Source organism: Kribbella sp. NPDC006257, assembly GCF_040613535.1.
In the GTDB taxonomy this organism is placed as follows: domain Bacteria; phylum Actinomycetota; class Actinomycetes; order Propionibacteriales; family Kribbellaceae; genus Kribbella.
This window is the reverse complement of sequence record NZ_JBEXSJ010000038.1, coordinates 36120-53548: the sequence shown is the minus strand read 5'-3', so window position 1 is coordinate 53548 and position 17429 is coordinate 36120. Positions and strand designations below refer to the sequence as shown.

Below are 17429 nucleotides of genomic sequence, written 5' to 3'. Positions count from 1 at the left end.
GACTGTCGCCGGGCCTGTTGTCAGTGGCTGGGGTTTACAGGACGTCCCAGGTGAGGGGGGTGCCGGCTACTGCGTCTACGCGGAATTCTCGGCCTTCGACGGAGGTGAAGGCGTCGGGGGCCAGGCCGCCGGCGGGGCGGACGGAGCGGACGTTGTCGGGGGCCACCTTTTCGCCGGCCTTGACGTCGCGGGTGATGTAGAGGGAGCGGCGGAAGCGCAGGACGTTCTGCTCCGCCTCCTTCGGGCCGACGATCGGCTCACCGAGCGCCTGCTGGGCGACCTTGGTGCCTTCGACCAGGAGCTTCACCTCGAACGGCTCCAGGGAGAAGGCGGAGTCGACGCCGCCGTCGGCGCGGGACAGCGTGACGTGCTTCTCGATCACGGTCGCGCCGAGGGCGACGGCCGCGATCGAGGCGCCGATGCCCATGGTGTGGTCGGACAGACCGATCTGGACGCCCAGAGCGTCGCGTAGTACGGGGATCGAGCGCAGGTTGGACTGGTCGGCCGGCGCCGGGTAGCTCGCCGTACAGGACAGCACGATGATCTGCTCGTTGCCGGTGGACCGGGCCGCGCGGACCGCCGCGTCGATGTCCATCAGGGTCGCCGAACCGGTGGAGATGATGATCGGCTTGCCGGTCTCGGCCATCCCGCGGACCAGCGGCAGATCGCCGATCTCGTTCGAGGCGACCTTGTACGCCGGCACGTTCAGCTTCTCCAGGAAGTCGATCGCGGTGGGGTCGAACGGCGACGAGAAGGCCAGCATGCCGAGCGAGTTGGCCAGCTCGAACAGCGGCTCGTGCCACTCCCACGGCGTGTGTGCCTCCTGGTAGAGGTCGTACAGCCGGGCGCCGCCCCACAGCTCGTGCTCCGACGGCAGCCGGAAGGCCGGCAGGTCGACGTCGAGGGTGATCGTGTCGGCCGTGTAGGTCTGCAGCTTCAGCGCCTGTACGCCGGTCTCGGCCATCGCGCGAACGATGTCCTTCGCCCGCTCCAGGTCTCCGTTGTGGTTGCCCGACATCTCCGCGATGATGAACGGCTGGTGGTCCGGACCGACCGGTACGTCGCCGAAGTTGATCGTCTTACTGGCACTCATGCTTGTCCCTTCGGCTTCCGCCGGTTGTCTTTGTGCAGGCTGATGGGGAACACGGTGATCTCGCGGCCGTCGGCGGACCGGGTCTCCGGCTCGCCCTCGACGAAGCGGAACCGCCGGTTCATCTGCCGGACCACGGTGTTGTGCTCGAGCACCTCACCATGCAGCTCGTCCAGCCCGAGTTCGTCGAACGCGTACCCGGTGGCGTCCTTCATGACCTCGATCCACGCGGGCAGCGTCTCGCCCCGCTCGGCCAGGCCCTCGGCGTCCAGGAAGAACCCCCAGGCGCCGGTCTTCGCCTCGAAGTCCAGGTCGAAGAAGTTCACCACGCCGGCCGTCACGCCGTCGCGTTCGTAGATCAGCACCCGGCGGGTCGGGTCCGCGCTGGCCTTCTTCCACCAGCCGGCGTGCTCGTCCACCGAGATCTCGTGGGCGTTGATACTGACCTCGCGGTTGGGCTCCTGGTTGCGCAGGACCCGGATGATGTCGACGTCGCCGTCGGTGGCCGTACGCAGCACTTTCCGCCCTCTCGATCCCTGGTTGATCCGGTCCCCACGGTACTGGCTGGCCCCCGTCGCCAGCCATTCGGTCGCCAGACCGTCACCGCATGGGGTGATCACCGAATCGAATCGCCGCCGAACTCTTCTGTGCCGCGGCCGGGTCGTGTAACTATCTTTCGACTTCATTTATAGACCGGTCGGAGAGTGACATGAGTGTCTTGCGGATCGTCGGCGTACTCGGAGCGACAGCCGGCCTGATCTTCGGTGCACTACCAGCCACAGCCCGTACGACGGAGGCCGAGGCGAGCTGTGCGGCTGCCCCCAGTACGCCGCTGCGGCAGTTCAGAGCCAGCTGGGTCGCCTCCGTGGTGAATATCGACTGGCCGTCCAGGACAGGGCTCACAGCGGCCCAGCAGCAGGCAGAGCTGGTCGGGTGGTTCGACGACGCAGTACGGCAGCACCACAACGCCGTAGTACTGCAGGTGCGCCCGACGGCAGACGCGTTCTGGCCCTCCAAGGTGGAGCCCTGGTCGCAGTACCTGACCGGCGTACAGGGCGGTGATCCCGGCTACGACCCGCTGGCCTTTGCAGTGACCGAGGCGCACAAGCGGAACCTGGAGCTACACGCCTGGTTCAACCCGTACCGAGTGTCGATGGGCACCGACCTCAGCAAGCTTGTCCCGGAGCACCCGGCCCGGCAGCACCCCGACTGGGTTCTCCCGTACGGCGGGAAGCTCTACTACAACCCGGGAATCCCAGCAGTCCGCAAGCTGGTGGAGGACGCGATCATGGACGCGGTGTCGAACTACGACATCGACGGTGTCCACTTCGACGACTACTTCTACCCGTATCCGGTAGCCGGCCAGGTCTTCGACGACGCGGCCACCTACGCGCAGTACGGAGCAGGCTTCCCCACGTTGGCCGAGTGGCGGCGCAACAACATCAACCTGCTGATCCAGGAGTTGCAGCACCGGATCAAGGCGGCCAAGCCGTGGGTGAAGTTCGGCATCTCCCCGTTCGCGGTCTGGCGGAACAAGGCGACCGACCCACTCGGTTCCGACACCACTGCTGGGGTGCAGACGTACGACGACCTCGCGGCCGACACCCGGCGCTGGGTGCGTGAGGAGTGGATCGACTACATCGTTCCGCAGGTCTACTGGGCGGGCGGCTTCGCTCCTGCCGACTACAACAAGATCGTGCCCTGGTGGGCCGAGCAGGTTCGCGGCACCGACGTACACCTCTACATCGGCCAGGCGACGTACAAGGTCGGTACGTCGACGCAGTCACCCGACTGGTCCGACCCTGCCGAGCTGAGTGACCATCTGGCCTTCAATACAACGATTCCTGAGGTCAAGGGCGACATCTACTTCTCTGCCAAGGACGTCCGCGCAGACCGCCTTGGTGCCACCACACTGCTCAACAGCAACTGGTACACGCGCCCAGCCCTCATCCCCGCCATGCCCCACCTCGACGCGCGCCCGCCTCTTCCGGTGCACGCGCTGCAAGCCGCCAAGACGTCAACCGGCGTACGCCTCCAGTGGCGCCCGACATCAGCCGACACCACGTCGTACGCGATCTACCGCCGCGACCTTACCGCCGGCGACTGGTGCCCCGACAATGACGCCCGCAACCTCCTCGCCACCCAGCGCACCACCACCTACACAGACCCCACGGCCCTCCCCGGCCACCACTACCTCTACTCAGTAACCGCCCTGGACCGCACCTGGAACCAGTCCGTCCCCATCCCGACCATCGGCTAGCGCAACTGGTAGACGCTGACTGTGCCGGACTGGAAGCGCAGTTCGGCCAGTTTGCCGAGCTCCTCGGGGATCGGGTTGATCCGCGAGTCAGCGAACAGCCAGCGGACGCCGTACTTCGTACGCAAGGTGTCCAGGCCTTCCCGGGTCGGCGCGGTGAACGCCGCGTCGTTGATGCGGAGCTTCTCCTGGTCCCAGAAGGGGCTGTAGAGGGCCTCGGCGGAGGTGTAGGCGTGGCTGTTGGCCTTGGCCGTGTACGCCCAGCCTTCGACCAGCACGCGGCGTTCGGCGTACCCGGGGATCCAGAAGGAGCCGCTGTGGCACCGCTCGTCGGGCAGGCTGAGCCCGCCTCCCGACGTACCGGCGGGCGGCCGGTGGCAGTGGATGTTGGTCGCGATCAGGTCGTCGGGCCCGGATTGGCGCCGGATGAAGCGCGCCGCCTCGATCCCACCGGGAGCGATCGACTCGTACGTCGAACCGCCGGGCGTCGCGAACTTCTGCAGGCTGACGATGGTCGGCGATACGGTCAGGCCGACCAGGGCCGCCACGGCGATCGCCGCCCAGGTGCGTCCCGATCGGAAGACCAATCCCAGCACGACGGTGCCCACGGCAACGATGATCAGCGCTACCACCAGCGGCTCGGCGAAGATCCGGTCGAGGCAACTGGTGTCTCGGCAGTCCCGGATCAACCCGTGCGGGCGGGATCTGGCGTAGTAGATCGCCGCGACTCCCAAGGCGAGGGCGGGCGCGACCGCGTAGTACCGGCGTCGCTCCAGTGACGACAACCCCCAGGTCGCGATCAGAACCCCGTAAATAAAGGCGTTCCGGGCGAAGAAGACCTGTGACTGGCTGAAGTGGTAGAGGATCGAGGCCGCCGCGATCGCCAGCACGAACGCGAAGACCAGCAGGACCGCCATCGGGTCGCGCGGCACCCGGCGCCGGATCAGCAGCGCGCCGACGACCGGCATCAGCCAGCCGATGACGATCGCGGCCGAGAAGATCACCAGTACCGACGGGCCTTGCTGTACGTCGGGACTGATCCCGGTCAGCATCGTCTGCAGCATGGACCGGAAGGTTCCGGCCGGCTTGACCGTCATCCCTTGGCTCTCGGCGCGCAGGATCACCAGATAGTTGAAGCCGTAGCAGATGACGACCAGCACGGCGAGGACGAGTGCCCGCAGATTGATCCGGCGGCCGCGCACCGAGAGGTAGATCCACGCGGCCGGCAGCCCAGCGGCGTACACCGGGAGCGCTGTTGCCTTCGAGATCGACAGCACCGCGATGAGTACTGCCGCGGCCACGAAGAGTCCGGCGAGCCGGCTGCGGGATTGTCCGCCTCGCCTGCGACCGGGCGGCCGGCGCAGGATCAGGGCCGTGACCGCGATCAGCGGCAGCATGAGCACGGTCGAGAACGCCTGCGTGGGGCTGATCAGCTGGCCCATCGAGAGCGGGCCGTCGTTGTAGAGCGTGTTCGTCGTCGTCCAGGACCACGGCGCCAGGTCGCCGGCCATCACGGTCAATGCGGCCGCGATCGGGGCGGCGACCGCGCGCCCGGTCAGCACCATGCCGACCGCGGCGGCGCCCATCGCGGTGAGCAGCATGAAGGCGAACGGGACCACCCGCTGGGTCAGGACATCGAGCTCGATACCGGTGATCCAGTGCGCGGAGGCGATGTGGTTGTAGACCATCCAGTGATAGGTGAGCGGCTCACCGGCGACATACGGCACCTGTGGCGGGAAGTGATGGGTCAGCTCGGCCGCGAGCGAGAGCTGGAACGGCGAATCGGAGTTCGGCCGGAGCGCGGCCGGGCCGTCGAGCGCGATCAGCCGCGAACCGACCCGGATGAACCAGGCCGACACCACGCCGACCGACACCATCACGCCGGCGACCGCCCACCAAGGGGTCGGCCGGTCGCTCTCTTTCCGCCGCGGCAGGCCGATCACCATGCCGAAGGCCAGGGCCGGCATCACGAGGGCGAGCAGCGGGATGTCGAGCCAGCGGCCCAACGGATAGATCAGCGCCTCACAAGCCAGGCCGAACGTCGTACCGAGTACTGCGTCGACGGCGAACCAGCCTGTCCCACCAGTGAGTCTGCGCCAGAACAGCGTGCCGGGGATGGCGATGACGACGAGCAGATAACCGAGGTAGGCGGCCGGGATCCAGGCATCCTGCGCCTGCAACCCGGCGAACCAGCCCAGCGGCAGCACCGGCACGCTCGCGAGTGCCGCGATCACCGCCGCGCGCCCACCCTTGCTCATCCAGATCCCCTCGTTCGCGTCCCTGTTCAGAAAGAGGACCGGCGGTGGCAGAAAGTTCCCGCTTCCTACTCAACGCGATGATAGGTCGACCGGTTCAGCTGCCTGCCGAGTGACCTGGACCACTGCTGTCCTGCCGCGAAGTCGGCCGCCGGGGCGGGAGCCGCTAGGCTCTGGCTTCATGAGTGAGTTGACGCGCGCCCAGATCCGGGACCTGATGGGCGAGGTGATGAAGGCGCAGGGCAAGACGCTGCCGAGCGAGGACAGCGCCGACCTGCGAGAGATCGGCTTCCGTTCGCTGGACTTCTCCGAGCTCGCGCTGCGGGTCGAGGACGAGATCGGCGACGAGCTGAACTTCGACGCCCCCGGGCTCCGGCAGATCGCCAAGGTCGGTGACGTCCTCGACTTCATCGAGCAGCTCCAGTCGGCGTGACCGCGTCGCGTCGTACGACCGCCTTGATCGGTGACGACAACCGGGTCGTCGTCGGTGGCAAGACGCTGACCTGGCGGACCCTGCACAAGCTGCCGCAGCTGCCCTCGCCTGCCGCTGTCCTGGTGGACAACGGCGCCGACGCGCTGGCGGCCGTCCGGCACCACGCCGTGCACGGCACCGAGCTGCTGGTCGCCACCTCGTCCCGGGTCGACCTCGCGATGCGCGAGGAGCTCGGCGAATCCGGTTTCGCGGTCGTCATCGCGAACGGCGACGAGCACTCCGTCACGCCCGCGAAGCTCAAGCGGGTGGAGGAATCCGGCCGGGTCTGGCTGCTCACCTCCGGCTCCACCGGACGGCCCAAGCGGATCGGTCACACCCTCGAGTCGCTGACCACCGTGCGCGGGCAGCAGCAGCCGCGCACCTGGCTGGTCCCGTACTCCCCGGGCACCTACGCCTGGTGGCAGGTCATCACGATCTCACTCACCCAGGCCGACCAGGGCCTGGTCGTGATCGAGCCTTCCGAGCTGGACACCTGGCCGGCCATCGCGGCCGAGCACGGCGTCACGGCAGCCTCCGGTACGCCGACCTTCTGGCGGCAGACGATCTTCCGCGACACCGAGGCGCTGGCCAAGGTGCCGCTGGAGCAGATCACCCTCGGCGGCGAGCCGGTCGACCAGGCGATCCTGGACCAGCTGCACGAGATCTTCCCGGACGCCCGGATCTCCTGGATCTACGCCTCCTCCGAGGTCGGCGCCTCGATCGTCGTCCACGACGGCAAGGCCGGCTTCCCGAAGGCCTGGCTGGACCGCGATCCCCAATCCGTGTCACAGCCCGAGGTCGAGCGGCCGATCCTGCACGTCGAGAACGACGAGCTCGTGATCAGCTCCCCGCACCACGGTGCCGGCCTCGAAGGAGCGCACCGGACCGGCGACCGGGTCGAGTTCGTCGACGACCGGGTGCTGATCACCGGCCGCCTCGACACCGACGAGATCAACGTCGGCGGCTCCAAGGTGTCGGCCGGCCTGGTCCGCAACGTGCTGATGGCGCACCCCTCGGTGGCCTGGGCCCGGGTGTTCGCCCGGAAGGCACCGCTGGTCGGCCGGATGGTGGCGGCCGAGGTGGTCATCGACCCCGCGCTCGGCCCGACCACGGACGCCGACCTGGTGCAGTGGTGCACGAACCGGCTGCCGGACTACGGCGTACCGCGCCGGATCCGCTTCCTGGACGAGATTCCGCAGAAGGAGACCCTGAAAAGCGATGTCTGAACCAACTCTGGTGCCGCCCTCGAAGGTGGTCCTCGTCTCCGGTGGATCCAAGGGCCTCGGCCTGGCCTTCGTGAACGACCTGATCGACGCCGGCGTGAAGGTGGCCGCCTTCGCCCGCACGGTCACCCCTGAGCTGACCGCGCTGGCCGAGAAGTACCCGGACCAGGTGCATGTCGGCTCCGTCGACGTCACCGACGAGAAGGGCGCCCAGGCGTTCGTCAAGGAGGTCGAGGCCAAGCTCGGCCCGATCGACGGCCTGGTGAACAACGCCGCCGTCGGCCAGGACTCGCTGCACGTGCACACCTCGGCCGAGCAGATCGCCAACATCATCCACACGAACCTGACCGCGCCGCTGGTGCTGACCCGGTTCGTGCTCCGCCGGATGATGGCCAAGGGCCTGAAGGGCCGGATCGTCAACGTCACCTCGATCTGCGCCCAGCGCGGCTACCCGGGTCTGGTCGCCTACTCCGCGACCAAGGGCGGGATGGACTCCGCGACCCGCTCGATGGCCCGCGAACTCGGCGGCCGCGTGCTGGTCAACTCGGTCGCGCCGGGCTTCTTCGCTTCGGACATGTCCGCGGTGCTCGGCCAGACCCAGCTCGACCAGATCGTTCGGCGTACGCCGACCGGTCACCTGACCGAGCCGGAAGAGGTCGTCCCGGTGGTCCGGATGCTGCTGCTGGAGAACACCAACATCAACGGCCAGGTCCTCGTCATCGATGGCGCTGCCTCCATCTGACCTGCTCGAAGGCGCCGAGTCGTACCTGCGGGTCGGCTCGGTCGCCGAGATGGCGGACGCCGTCACCCGCTCGCACCTACCGGACTTCCGCTGCGTCGGCTGGTACGCCGTACCGCCGCCCGGCTGGTCCGTCGTGATCGATGCCGAGTACGCCGATCAAGTGGTCCCGGCGCCGCTCGCCCGCCGGTTCGGAGTCGACGAGTTCTGGCAGCGCTGGACCCGCGCGGAGTGCCTCTGCAAGCTCGCCGACGTCCCGATGCTCGCCTGGTGGCCGGAGCACGGCCTCGACGTACCGGCCGATTTCACCGGACGATGGCGGACCCTGGAGCTCGGCCCGCTCATCGTCTCGGTCGCGCTGGCCCCTACGCGGGCCTGATGTTCGCATTGCGGTGGAACACGTTCCCCGGGTCGTAGATCGCCTTGATCGCCGCCAGCCGCTCGTACTTCGCGCCGTACGAAGCCCGCACCCGATCGTCGGCCTCGTCGTCGCTGATCGCGTTGACGTAGCTCCCGATGCCCCGGCTGTGGGGCTGCAGTGCGGTCCAGAACGACCGCACCCAGGCCCGGTCCTGCTCGAGCAGTTCCGGCGTCGGGGCGATCGCGACCAGGAACAGCGCGTACCCGGGTGCGCGGCTGCCGCTGAAGGCGGTCGCGTCGTCGGCGACCTCCGAATACGCTTGGTCCAGGCGGTAGAACAGCATCACCGACAGCGGCGACTGCTTGCGCGGCAACTGGTCCGTGAGCACCTCGATGGCCTCGTCACTCAGGTCGTCGAGGTAGAGGCCCTTGTCGTAGGCGTGCTGCCCCCACGCGTTCGCCTCGTCGAGCATCTGCTGCAGCGCGACGTACGGCATCGGGGTGGCGAACTCGAACAGCGGCGGCAGCGAGAGACGGATCTCGTCCAGCACCTGCTCGTGCTCCTCGGCCTCGCCGAAGCCGGTCACGATCATTGCGTAACCGGGCTTGAACTGGTGCTCCGCGGGGACGAACGGGGCCGGCGGCGCGTTCAGCCCGCCGAGCACGATGTTCACCTCGCGGGGCAGTTTCGCCATCACTTCGCGGGCCAGCCGGAACATCTCCGGACCTTTGTCCAGGTCCCAGAAGAGCAGGCCGAAGCGGATGATCGGGTCGACCTCGTGCAGCTGGAACTCGAACTCGGTCACCACGCCGAAGTTGCCCCCGCCGCCGCGCAGAGCCCAGTGCAGGTCGGGGTTCTCGTCCTCGGCGGCCCGCAGGATCCGGCCGTCGGCCGTGACCACCTGCGCCGCGACGAGGTTGTCGATGCTGAGCCCGAACTTGCGGGTCAGCCAGCCCATCCCGCCGCCGAGCGTGAGCCCGCCGACGCCGGTGTGGCTGACCATGCCGGCCGGTACCGCCAGGCCGTACTGCTGGGCCGCGGCGTCGAGATCGGCGAGCAGGGCGCCGCCGCCGACCCGGGCCCGCTTCGCCACCGGGTCGATGGTGACGGCGTTGAGCCCGCTCAGGTCGATCACCAGGCCGTCCGCCACCGTGCAGGAGCCGCCGGGGCTGTGCGCACCGCCGCGGACCGCGATCTCCAGGCCGTTCTCGCGCGCGAAGCCGACCGCCCGGCTGACGTCCTCGACGCTGCGTGCCTGGACGATCACCGCCGGACGCTGGTCGATGGTCGCGTTCCACACTTTGCGGCTGTCGTCGTAGCCGGGATCGGCCGGTCCCACCACCGGCCCGCCAATCATTGTTCTCAGGTCCTCGATGCCGCTGCCGGCAAGTTGGGTCATGAGCTGGACCTCCCCCTCGGTTGTTCGATCACTTTCACCATGGACCCGTTGCGGCCAAAGTGATAGTGCCCTTGAGGGAGATCCTTGCCCCGGCCCCTTAAACCAGCCTTAAGACGCGGGCCTGATGTTCGCGTTCCGGTGGAACACGTTCCCCGGGTCGTAGATCGCCTTGATCCGTGCCAGCCGTTCGTACTTCGGCCCGTACGTCGCCCGGACGCGGGCGTCCTCGCTCTCGGCCATCGCGTTGACGTAGCCGCCGATGCCGATCGCATGCGGGCGCAGTGCCTCCCAGAAGGACCGGACCCAGGCGCGGTCGTGATCCAGCAGTTCAGGGGTCGGGCAGATCGCCACGATGAAGACCGCGTACCGCGGGGAGCGGCCGCCGCCGAACGCGGTGTCGTCTTCGCCGACCTCGGAGTAGGCCTCGTCCAGGCGATAGAACAGCGTGTTGGACAAGGGCGACCGGCGCAGCGGCCACTGCTCGGTGATCACCTGGATCGCCTCGTCCGACAGGTCCTCGAGGTACGAACCCTTGTCGTAGCAGTGGAATCCCCAGGCATTGCCCTCGTCGATCGACTTCTGCAGCTCCGTGTAGGGCATCGGCGTCGCCACCTCGAACAACGGCGGCAGCGTCTCGCGGATCGTCGCCAGCACCTCTTCGTGTGCTTCCGGACTGGTCACGCCGACGACGATCAATGCGTAGCCAGGCTGGCCCCGGAGCTCTTCGGGGACGAACGGCGCAGGCGGCGCACTGACGCAACCGATCACCACGTTGAACTCACGAGGTAGCGCCGGGATGAGGTCGCGGGCCAACCGCAGTACGTCGGCGCCTTCATCAAGTCCCCAGAATTGCAGGCCGTACTGGACGATCGGCCCGACCTCGTGCAGCCGGAACTCGAACTCGGTCACCACACCGAAGTTCCCGCCACCACCCCGGACGGCCCAGAACAGCTCAGGGTTCTCGTCCCCCGCAGCTCGGCGCAGTTCCCCGTCCGCGGTGACGATCTGCACCGACTCCAGGTTGTCGAGGCTGAGCCCGTGCTTGCGGGTCAGCCACCCCATCCCGCCGCCGAGAGTGAGCCCGGCGACGCCGGTGTGGCTGATCGCCCCGGCCGGTACGGCGAGTCCGTGCGCCTGGGTGGCCGCATCGAGCTCGGCCAGCGTCGCACCGCCACCGACGAGAGCCCGCTTGCTCGACGGGCTGACGGTGATCGCCTTGAGGCCGCTGACATCGATCATCAGCCCGTCATCCACGACGGCCGCCCCGGACATGCTGTGCGCACCCCCACGCACGGAGATCTCCAGAGCGTGCTCGGTCGCGTACAGCACGGCGGCCTGGACATCGGCCGCGCTCTGGCAGCGTGCGATCACGGCCGGCCGGCGATCGATGTCGGCATTCCAGACCTTGCGCGCCTCGTCGTACCGCGCGTCGTCCGGGCCGAGCACCTGCCCACCGAACCGTGTCCGTAGCTCCTCGATCCCGCTACTGGCCGTCTGAGTCACAAGAGTCCTCCCGGATTGACTACTCACAGTCACCCTACGGCGGCTCCGATGTCCTGACAGCGTCCTTTCGGGCAAGCCATCGCGCGGCGCTGGTTCCCGGCGTAACCACCGACCTGGGTGGCCCCGGTGCGCTCCATCGGTTGTTCTCACTTCTTCAGACCGCGCCGAGGACCGGAACTCATCGCACCGATGATTCCGCCCGCTGTAGCTGGTCAGTACCAGTGACAGCGATTTTCTGGAGGAGCTTTGAGTAACGAACGATCCACCGTCGAGCAGCGCTGGGTGCTGACGCTGACCTCGATCGGCTCGGTGATGGTGGCCCTGGACGTGCTCGTGGTGGCCGCGGCGCTGACCACGATCCGGCGCGATCTGGGCGCCTCGATGGAACAACTGGAATGGACGGTGAACGCCTACAGCCTGAGCTTCGCCATGCTGCTGATGACCGCCGCGGCCCTCGGCGACCGGCTCGGCCGGCGCCGCACCTTCGCGGCCGGCCTCGCGCTGTTCACGCTCGCGTCGATCGGCTGCGCGATGGCGACCTCGGTCCCGTGGCTGATCGCCGCCCGGGCGCTGCAAGGGGCCGGCGCGGCCGTGGTGATGCCGCTGGCGATGGGAATCCTCGGCGCCGCCTTCCCGGCCGAGCGCCGGGGCTGGGCGATCGGAGTCTTCAGCGGGATCACCGGCCTGGCGGTCCTCGGCGGCCCGATGATCGGCGGAGCCGTCACCGAAGGCCTGGCCTGGCAATGGATCTTCTGGATCAACGTCCCGGTCGGCCTGGTCGCGATTCCCCTGGTGCTGCGGCGGATCCCGGAGAGCAAGGGCGTCGTACGCCGGCTGGATCCGCGCGGCGCGACGCTGATCACGCTGGCGGTTCTCGGCCTGGTCTGGGGTGTGATCCGTGTTGCGGTGGTGGGCTGGAGCAGCGTCGAGGTGATCGGCTCGTTCGTGTTCGGATCCCTGCTGCTGTTGGGATTCCTCGCCTGGGAGAAGCGGGCTCCGCAGCCGATGGTGCCGCTCGCCCTGTTCCGGATCCGGGCGTTCTCGGCCGGGAACGCGGCCGGCTTCTTCCTCTCCGCGGCGCTCTTCAGCGCGGTGTTCTTCGTCTCCCAGTTCATGCAGGCCGTCCTCGGGTCGGGACCGCTCCTGGCGGGTCTGCAGCTGTTGCCCTGGACCGCGACGCTGTTCGTGGTGGCGCCGATCGCCGGGCGCCTGGTGGACCGGATCGGCGAACGTCCCCTGGTGGTGACCGGGCTGGTCCTGAACGGGCTCGGCATGGCGTGGATCGGACTGGTCGCGGATCCGGGCGTGCACTACCTCGCGCTGGTGGCTCCGATGATCGTGGCGGGGTGCGGGATCTCGATGGCGATGCCGGCCGCGCAGAGTGCCGGTACCGGCTCGGTGCCGCGGGAGGCGGTCGGGATCGCGTCGGGGATCTACGGCATGATGCGGCAGCTCGGCGGGGTGGTCGGAGTCGCGGTGCTGGCTGCCGTGTTCGCGGCCGGCGGCGGCTACGGATCGCCGGCGTTGTTCAGTTCCGGGTTCAGCCGGGCGATGGTGGTCTGCGGCGTACTGTCGGTGATCGGGGCTGTCGCGGGACTCGGGCTCACCGGCCGGCGTACGGCGGCCGTCGTTGTGCCGGCCGCGGCGCGTTCGGTAGAGGTGGAGGAGGTGGGATGAATCTCGAGGAGGAGTTCGCCCTGCACCGCGGGGAGCTGGTCGCGCATTGCTACCGGATGCTCGGGTCGCTGCACGATGCGGAGGACTCCGTGCAGGAGACGTACCTGCGGGCCTGGCGAGGCTTCGCGGACTTCGAGGGCCGGTCCTCGGTGAAGACCTGGCTCTACCGGATCGCTACCCGCGTCTGCCTGAACGCCTTGCAGCACAGCAGCCGCCGGATGATTCCGTCCGCGCTCGGCGCACCTGGTGCCGACCCCGAGGACATAGTGCCGCAGGCACTGGAGGTCAGCTGGCTGGAGCCGTTCCCTGACCTCATGGTCAACGCGGACCCGGCTGCTGTCGTCGGTACTCGACAGAGTCTCCGGCTGGCGATGGTGGCTGCACTGCAGCATCTCCCGCCGCGGCAGCGCGCAGTACTGGTACTAAGGGAAGTGCTGGCCTGGCCTGCAGGTGATGTGGCCGAGTTCCTGGACATGTCGACTACAGCGGTCAACAGTTCGCTGCAGCGCGCCCGTGCCGAGATTGCCCGGCTCGCACCCGCCGAGGAGGAGTTCAGCGAACCGGACGAGCCCGTACGCCGTGCGCTGCTCGACCAGTACGCCAAAGCGTTCGAGAAGGCTGACCTGGTCGCGCTGGAAGGTCTGCTGACTCAGGACACGCGCTGGGAGATGCCACCTATTCCCACCTGGTTCCACGGACGCGCGGACGTTCGGCGGTTGCTCGAGGCAAAGGTCCTCAAGGGGGAGGGGCGCCGAATCCTGGTGGAGACGTCGGCGAACGGCCAACCCGCGTTCGCCTGGTACGTGCGAGGCCGCGACGACGTGTTCCATGCGCATTCGCTGTCGGTACTGACGCTCACCAAGGCCGGGGTGTCGTCCGTCTTCTCCTTCCATCAGCCGGACTTGTTCCCCTCGTTCGGCTTGCCGGTGAGCCGGTTGTCCACAGGCTGAGTCCAACGGCGAGCGGGCCTTTGCTCCGGGATGGGAGACTTCGGAGCGTGACCGACGACGAAATCCTGCGGATGCTGCCGATGGCGGCGGCTGCGATCGCCCTGGACGAGCGACTGGCCGATCATTACCTGGCCCAGCTCGGCCAGTACGACGAACGCGACCAGGCGCAGGTGGATCGTTGTCTCCAGAGCGCCCTGGAAGGTCTGCTCAAGACGGCCTGGTCGCGCGGCTGGGCGCCCGGCGATGTCGTCCAGCACAGCCGCCGCAAGCTCGACCAGGTTGTCGAGTCCCTGCTGCTCGCGGCAATCGCCTCGGAGCACCGCTCCTACCCGGCGAAGTCGATCGACCCCCGCTGGCTCGATCAACTGACCGACCTGGGCATCAGTACGCCGTACGCCGAGCTCCGGTTGACCGCGTGGGCGGCCGATCGCCGGCTCCCGCGCTACCTGGCGCTCCACCACGCGCTGGCGCTGGCCGGGTTCCTCCAGGCCTTGCCCGCGATCGCCCGGCTGTATCCACTTCCCGGTGCTGCGTTACCGGGTCGCCCCGTCCATGCCACACCGGCCAGCGGCAAGATGCTCGCCCGGATCCGTGGCCTGCTGGCGAAGGCCGAGGCGACCGACTTCCCGGACGAGGCCGAGGCGTTGTCGGCCAAGGCACAGGAGCTGATGGCGAAGTTCTCCCTCGATCGCGCGCTGGTGGAGGCCGGGCCCGAGCATGAGTTCGACGACGACTCCGGCGCGCGGCGGATCTGGGTCGATACGCCGTACGTGTCGGCGAAGGCGCAGCTGGTCGGGGTGGTGGCGTTCGCGAACAACTGCCGGACGGTCTCGATGGAGCAGCTCGCCGTGGTCACGATCGTGGGCGCCGAGCTGGACCTGCAGCTGACGGAGTTGCTCAGCACTTCCCTGCTGGTGCAGGCGAATCGCGCGATGCTTGCTGCTGGCAAGCATTTCGGTCATCGCGGCGAGTCCAGGACCCGGTCGTTCCGGCAGTCGTTCCTGATGGCCTACGCGCAACGCATCGGCGAGCGACTCCAAGCGGCGGCGGAGACGACGCGCGCCGCCGTACCGGAGGCTGATGCGGATCGGCTGTTGCCGGTGCTGAGCAAACGCGAGGAACAGGTCGAGGCGCTCTTCGTGAAGCTGTTCCCCACCACGACCACGCGGCGTACGAGAGTATCCAACGGGGCCGGCTGGGCCGCCGGGCTGAGCGCCGCCGACCAGGCCCAGCTACAGACTCGCCGCCCGGTCAGCCGTTGACGGCTTGAGGCCGGCCATGACGATGTCGAGCAGGCGGTTGGCCTGCTCGGCGGACATCTCGCGACCCATCGTGATGCCGCCGACCAGCCGCAGGATGTCCATCAACTCCAGCTCGGGCCGCACGGTTCCGGCGGCCTTCGCGCGGTTCAGCAGCAGGCTGCCGGCTTCGTTCACATTCACCTTGCAGGCCGTGAAGAACTCCGAATCCTTGCCCAGGGCAAGCGTTAGCTCGCCGGCCAGGCTCTTCTTCGAGATGCTGTAGCCGACGAAACTGCGCAGCCACGCCTCGAGCGCGTCGAACGGTCCCAGCTTGTCGGCGAATCCGTAAGCCCGGTCGCAGACCGACTGGATCTCGTCCACGTAGACAGCTTCGAGCAGGGCGGTCCGGCTCGGGAACCGCCGGTACAGCGTCCCGATGCCGACTCCTGCGCGCTTGGCGATCTCCTCGAGCGACGTGTCGGTCCCGTGCTCGGCGAAGGCCTCGCGCGCCGCCGCCACCAACCGGTCGTAGTTCCGTGCCGCATCCGCCCTGGACGGCCGCGTACACGGCAACGGCTGGGTGCTCATGCGGGCCTCCTCGAAAGTCGTCACGACAAATCACTTGATAAAGCGGAGGTACCCTCCGTATTGTATCCGGAGGAGCACTCCACTTCTGCTGTTCTCAACTCTAGCCCCTCCGGGGGAAGGAGCAAGTCACTCTTATGTCGGCAACATCTGCGGCGCCGAGCGGCGCCTCCACCGGTACGCCTGCGCGGCGGCCGTCGGTGGTCCTCGCAGTCATCCTGGTCACCCAGTTGATGGTGATCCTGGACGGCACCGTGGTGAACATCGCGATGCCCAAGATCCAGCACGCCCTCGACTTCAGCCCGTCCAACCTGTCCTGGGTGCAGAACGCCTACGCACTCGCCTTCGGCGGTCTGCTCCTGCTCGGCGCCCGCGCCGGCGACCTGCTCGGCCGCCGCCGGGTCTTCATCACCGGTGTCAGCGTCTTCACCGGTGCGTCCCTTCTCGGTGGTCTCGCCCCGACCGCCGAACTGCTGCTCGCCGCCCGTGTCCTGCAGGGCATCGGTGGCGCGATCGCGGCCCCGGCCGCCCTCACCCTCTTGATGCTGACCTTCAAGGAAGGCCCGGAGCGGCTGAAGGCACTCGGCCTCTACAGCCTGGTCTCCTCCGGTGGCGCGAGCGTCGGCCTGGTCGTCGGCGGCATGTTGACCGACTGGGTCTCCTGGCGCTGGGGCCTGTTCATCAACGTGCCGATCGGGATCGGACTCGTCATCGCCGCCCGTCAGGTGCTCGCGGAGACCCCGCGGGAGACCGGCAAGTTCGACATCGCGGGTGCCCTGACCTCGACCCTGGGCATCACCTCGCTGGTCTACGGCTTCATCCGGGTCGCCGAGGCCGGCTGGGGTTCGGCCGAGGTGCTGGTCGCCTTCGCCGCCGGCCTGGTCCTGCTGGTCACCTTCGTGCTGATCGAGCGCCGGGTCAGCCACCCGATCGTGCCGCTGCGGTTGTTCCGCGACCGGGACCGGGTGGCGGCGTACCTGACCATGCTGCTGGTCGTCGGCACGATGTTCGGGATGTTCTTCTTCCTCACCCAGTACCTGCAAGGTGTGCTCGGGCTCAGCCCGCTGGCCGCCGGACTGTCCTTCCTGCCGCTGACCGGTCTGCTCTTCACCGCGTCCCGCATCGTGCCGCGCCTGCTGGGCAAGGTCGACGGCGGCAAGCTGATGATCGCCGGTGGGATCTCGGTGACGGTCGGCATGCTGTGGCTGACCCGCCTGACCACCGACAGCCACTACCTGACCGGGGTCGTCGGTCCGCTGGTGCTGTTCGGGCTGGGCGCCGGGATGATCTTCATCCCACTGACCGGCCGGGCGCTGGCCGGCGTACAGCCGGAGAACGCCGGCGCCGCATCGGGTCTGCTGAATGTCCTCCAGCAGGTCGGCGGCGCCCTCGGCCTCGGCATCCTGGTCACCATCTTCGGGACCGCGAGCCGCTCGTCGATCGCCCACGGCGGCTCGGGCGACGCCACCGAACGTGCCCGCGAGGTCCTCACCGACGGTGTCCACGCGGCCTTCATCGGCTCCGCGATCTACGCCGCCCTGACGCTCACCGTCATCATCCTGGGCGTCCGCCCGTGGGTCCGGCGCAACCAGGCTCCGGCGACCAGGATCGACCCGGCCACCATCGAGGACGCAGTACTCGACACGCACGTCTGATGTCACCAACGGGCAGCGGCGA

General features: G+C 68.4%; 15 protein-coding genes. 9 read left to right on the top strand and 6 right to left on the bottom strand.

The window, feature by feature from the left end; translation table 11 throughout:
- Positions 1-34 precede the first annotated feature (34 nt).
- Together pseI and ABZ004_RS33315 are read right to left on the bottom strand one after the other, a co-directional pair.
- Positions 35-1093 carry a pseudaminic acid synthase gene (gene pseI, locus ABZ004_RS33320; RefSeq protein WP_355685239.1) on the bottom strand — a complete coding sequence of 353 codons (1059 nt, stop codon included), beginning with the start codon at positions 1091-1093 and terminating at the stop codon, positions 35-37.
- Positions 1090-1710 (bottom strand): GNAT family N-acetyltransferase, encoded by a 621-nt coding sequence (locus ABZ004_RS33315; RefSeq protein ID WP_355685237.1) that lies wholly within the window; start codon positions 1708-1710, stop codon positions 1090-1092. The genes pseI and ABZ004_RS33315 overlap by 4 nt, the downstream gene beginning before the upstream one ends.
- 89 nt (positions 1711-1799) lie before the next feature.
- Here ABZ004_RS33315 and ABZ004_RS33310 point away from each other — a divergent pair, with 89 nt between their 5' ends.
- Positions 1800-3350, top strand: a complete 1551-nt coding sequence (locus ABZ004_RS33310; protein ID WP_355685235.1) for a family 10 glycosylhydrolase — start codon at positions 1800-1802, stop codon at positions 3348-3350.
- On the opposite strand, the gene ABZ004_RS33305 is transcribed toward ABZ004_RS33310, so the two are convergent.
- A complete protein-coding gene (locus ABZ004_RS33305; protein WP_355685234.1) occupies positions 3347-5605 on the bottom strand; it encodes a hypothetical protein in 2259 nt (752 codons plus the stop codon). The two genes, ABZ004_RS33310 and ABZ004_RS33305, sit on opposite strands and share 4 nt — an antisense overlap.
- Positions 5606-5783: 178 nt before the next feature.
- On the opposite strand from ABZ004_RS33305, the gene ABZ004_RS33300 reads away from it, so the two are divergent.
- From ABZ004_RS33300 to ABZ004_RS33285, 4 genes are read left to right on the top strand one after another with little or no spacing between them, the layout of a single operon-like run.
- Positions 5784-6035, top strand: coding sequence for an acyl carrier protein (locus ABZ004_RS33300; RefSeq protein ID WP_185442428.1), 252 nt, complete (start codon positions 5784-5786; stop codon positions 6033-6035).
- The gene (locus ABZ004_RS33295; RefSeq protein ID WP_355685232.1) at positions 6032-7300 is read left to right on the top strand and encodes a class I adenylate-forming enzyme family protein; all 1269 of its coding nucleotides are present in this window, start codon (positions 6032-6034) and stop codon (positions 7298-7300) included. Before ABZ004_RS33300 ends, ABZ004_RS33295 begins: the two co-directional genes overlap by 4 nt.
- Positions 7293-8039 carry an SDR family NAD(P)-dependent oxidoreductase gene (locus tag ABZ004_RS33290; RefSeq protein WP_112241448.1) on the top strand — a complete coding sequence of 249 codons (747 nt, stop codon included), beginning with the start codon at positions 7293-7295 and terminating at the stop codon, positions 8037-8039. The genes ABZ004_RS33295 and ABZ004_RS33290 overlap by 8 nt, the downstream gene beginning before the upstream one ends.
- Positions 8020-8415 (top strand): hypothetical protein, encoded by a 396-nt coding sequence (locus tag ABZ004_RS33285; protein WP_355685230.1) that lies wholly within the window; start codon positions 8020-8022, stop codon positions 8413-8415. The genes ABZ004_RS33290 and ABZ004_RS33285 overlap by 20 nt, the downstream gene beginning before the upstream one ends.
- On the opposite strand, the gene ABZ004_RS33280 is transcribed toward ABZ004_RS33285, so the two are convergent.
- Both ABZ004_RS33280 and ABZ004_RS33275 read right to left on the bottom strand, forming a co-directional pair.
- Entirely contained in the window at positions 8402-9796 is a 1395-nt protein-coding gene (locus tag ABZ004_RS33280) for an FAD-binding oxidoreductase (RefSeq protein WP_355685228.1), read from the bottom strand. The two genes, ABZ004_RS33285 and ABZ004_RS33280, sit on opposite strands and share 14 nt — an antisense overlap.
- Positions 9797-9904: 108 nt before the next feature.
- The gene (locus tag ABZ004_RS33275; protein ID WP_355685227.1) at positions 9905-11299 is read right to left on the bottom strand and encodes an FAD-binding oxidoreductase; all 1395 of its coding nucleotides are present in this window, start codon (positions 11297-11299) and stop codon (positions 9905-9907) included.
- Between the two features lie 246 nt (positions 11300-11545).
- On the opposite strand from ABZ004_RS33275, the gene ABZ004_RS33270 reads away from it, so the two are divergent.
- The 3 genes from ABZ004_RS33270 to ABZ004_RS33260 are packed head-to-tail and all read left to right on the top strand — an operon-like array spanning position 11546 to position 15188.
- Positions 11546-12976 carry an MFS transporter gene (locus tag ABZ004_RS33270; RefSeq protein ID WP_355685225.1) on the top strand — a complete coding sequence of 477 codons (1431 nt, stop codon included), beginning with the start codon at positions 11546-11548 and terminating at the stop codon, positions 12974-12976.
- Positions 12973-13926 carry a sigma-70 family RNA polymerase sigma factor gene (locus ABZ004_RS33265; RefSeq protein ID WP_355685223.1) on the top strand — a complete coding sequence of 318 codons (954 nt, stop codon included), beginning with the start codon at positions 12973-12975 and terminating at the stop codon, positions 13924-13926. The genes ABZ004_RS33270 and ABZ004_RS33265 overlap by 4 nt, the downstream gene beginning before the upstream one ends.
- Positions 13927-13973: 47 nt before the next feature.
- Positions 13974-15188 carry a DUF2786 domain-containing protein gene (locus ABZ004_RS33260; protein WP_355685221.1) on the top strand — a complete coding sequence of 405 codons (1215 nt, stop codon included), beginning with the start codon at positions 13974-13976 and terminating at the stop codon, positions 15186-15188.
- On the opposite strand, the gene ABZ004_RS33255 is transcribed toward ABZ004_RS33260, so the two are convergent.
- A complete protein-coding gene (locus ABZ004_RS33255) occupies positions 15159-15755 on the bottom strand; it encodes a helix-turn-helix domain-containing protein (RefSeq protein WP_355685220.1) in 597 nt (198 codons plus the stop codon). The genes ABZ004_RS33260 and ABZ004_RS33255 overlap by 30 nt on opposite strands.
- Positions 15756-15889: 134 nt before the next feature.
- Here ABZ004_RS33255 and ABZ004_RS33250 point away from each other — a divergent pair, with 134 nt between their 5' ends.
- The gene (locus ABZ004_RS33250) at positions 15890-17407 is read left to right on the top strand and encodes an MFS transporter (RefSeq protein WP_355685218.1); all 1518 of its coding nucleotides are present in this window, start codon (positions 15890-15892) and stop codon (positions 17405-17407) included.
- The last annotated feature ends 22 nt before the right edge of the window (positions 17408-17429 follow it).

Coding starts and splice junctions, on each gene's coding strand:
- ABZ004_RS33285 (WP_355685230.1), top strand. CDS start 8,020: ATGGCGCTGCCTCCATCTGACCTGCTCGAAGGCGCCGAGTCGTACCTG.
- ABZ004_RS33280 (WP_355685228.1), bottom strand. CDS start 9,796: ATGACCCAACTTGCCGGCAGCGGCATCGAGGACCTGAGAACAATGATT.
- ABZ004_RS33290 (WP_112241448.1), top strand. CDS start 7,293: ATGTCTGAACCAACTCTGGTGCCGCCCTCGAAGGTGGTCCTCGTCTCC.
- ABZ004_RS33300 (WP_185442428.1), top strand. CDS start 5,784: ATGAGTGAGTTGACGCGCGCCCAGATCCGGGACCTGATGGGCGAGGTG.
- ABZ004_RS33305 (WP_355685234.1), bottom strand. CDS start 5,605: ATGAGCAAGGGTGGGCGCGCGGCGGTGATCGCGGCACTCGCGAGCGTG.
- ABZ004_RS33255 (WP_355685220.1), bottom strand. CDS start 15,755: ATGAGCACCCAGCCGTTGCCGTGTACGCGGCCGTCCAGGGCGGATGCG.
- ABZ004_RS33265 (WP_355685223.1), top strand. CDS start 12,973: ATGAATCTCGAGGAGGAGTTCGCCCTGCACCGCGGGGAGCTGGTCGCG.
- ABZ004_RS33250 (WP_355685218.1), top strand. CDS start 15,890: ATGTCGGCAACATCTGCGGCGCCGAGCGGCGCCTCCACCGGTACGCCT.
- pseI (WP_355685239.1), bottom strand. CDS start 1,093: ATGAGTGCCAGTAAGACGATCAACTTCGGCGACGTACCGGTCGGTCCG.
- ABZ004_RS33310 (WP_355685235.1), top strand. CDS start 1,800: ATGAGTGTCTTGCGGATCGTCGGCGTACTCGGAGCGACAGCCGGCCTG.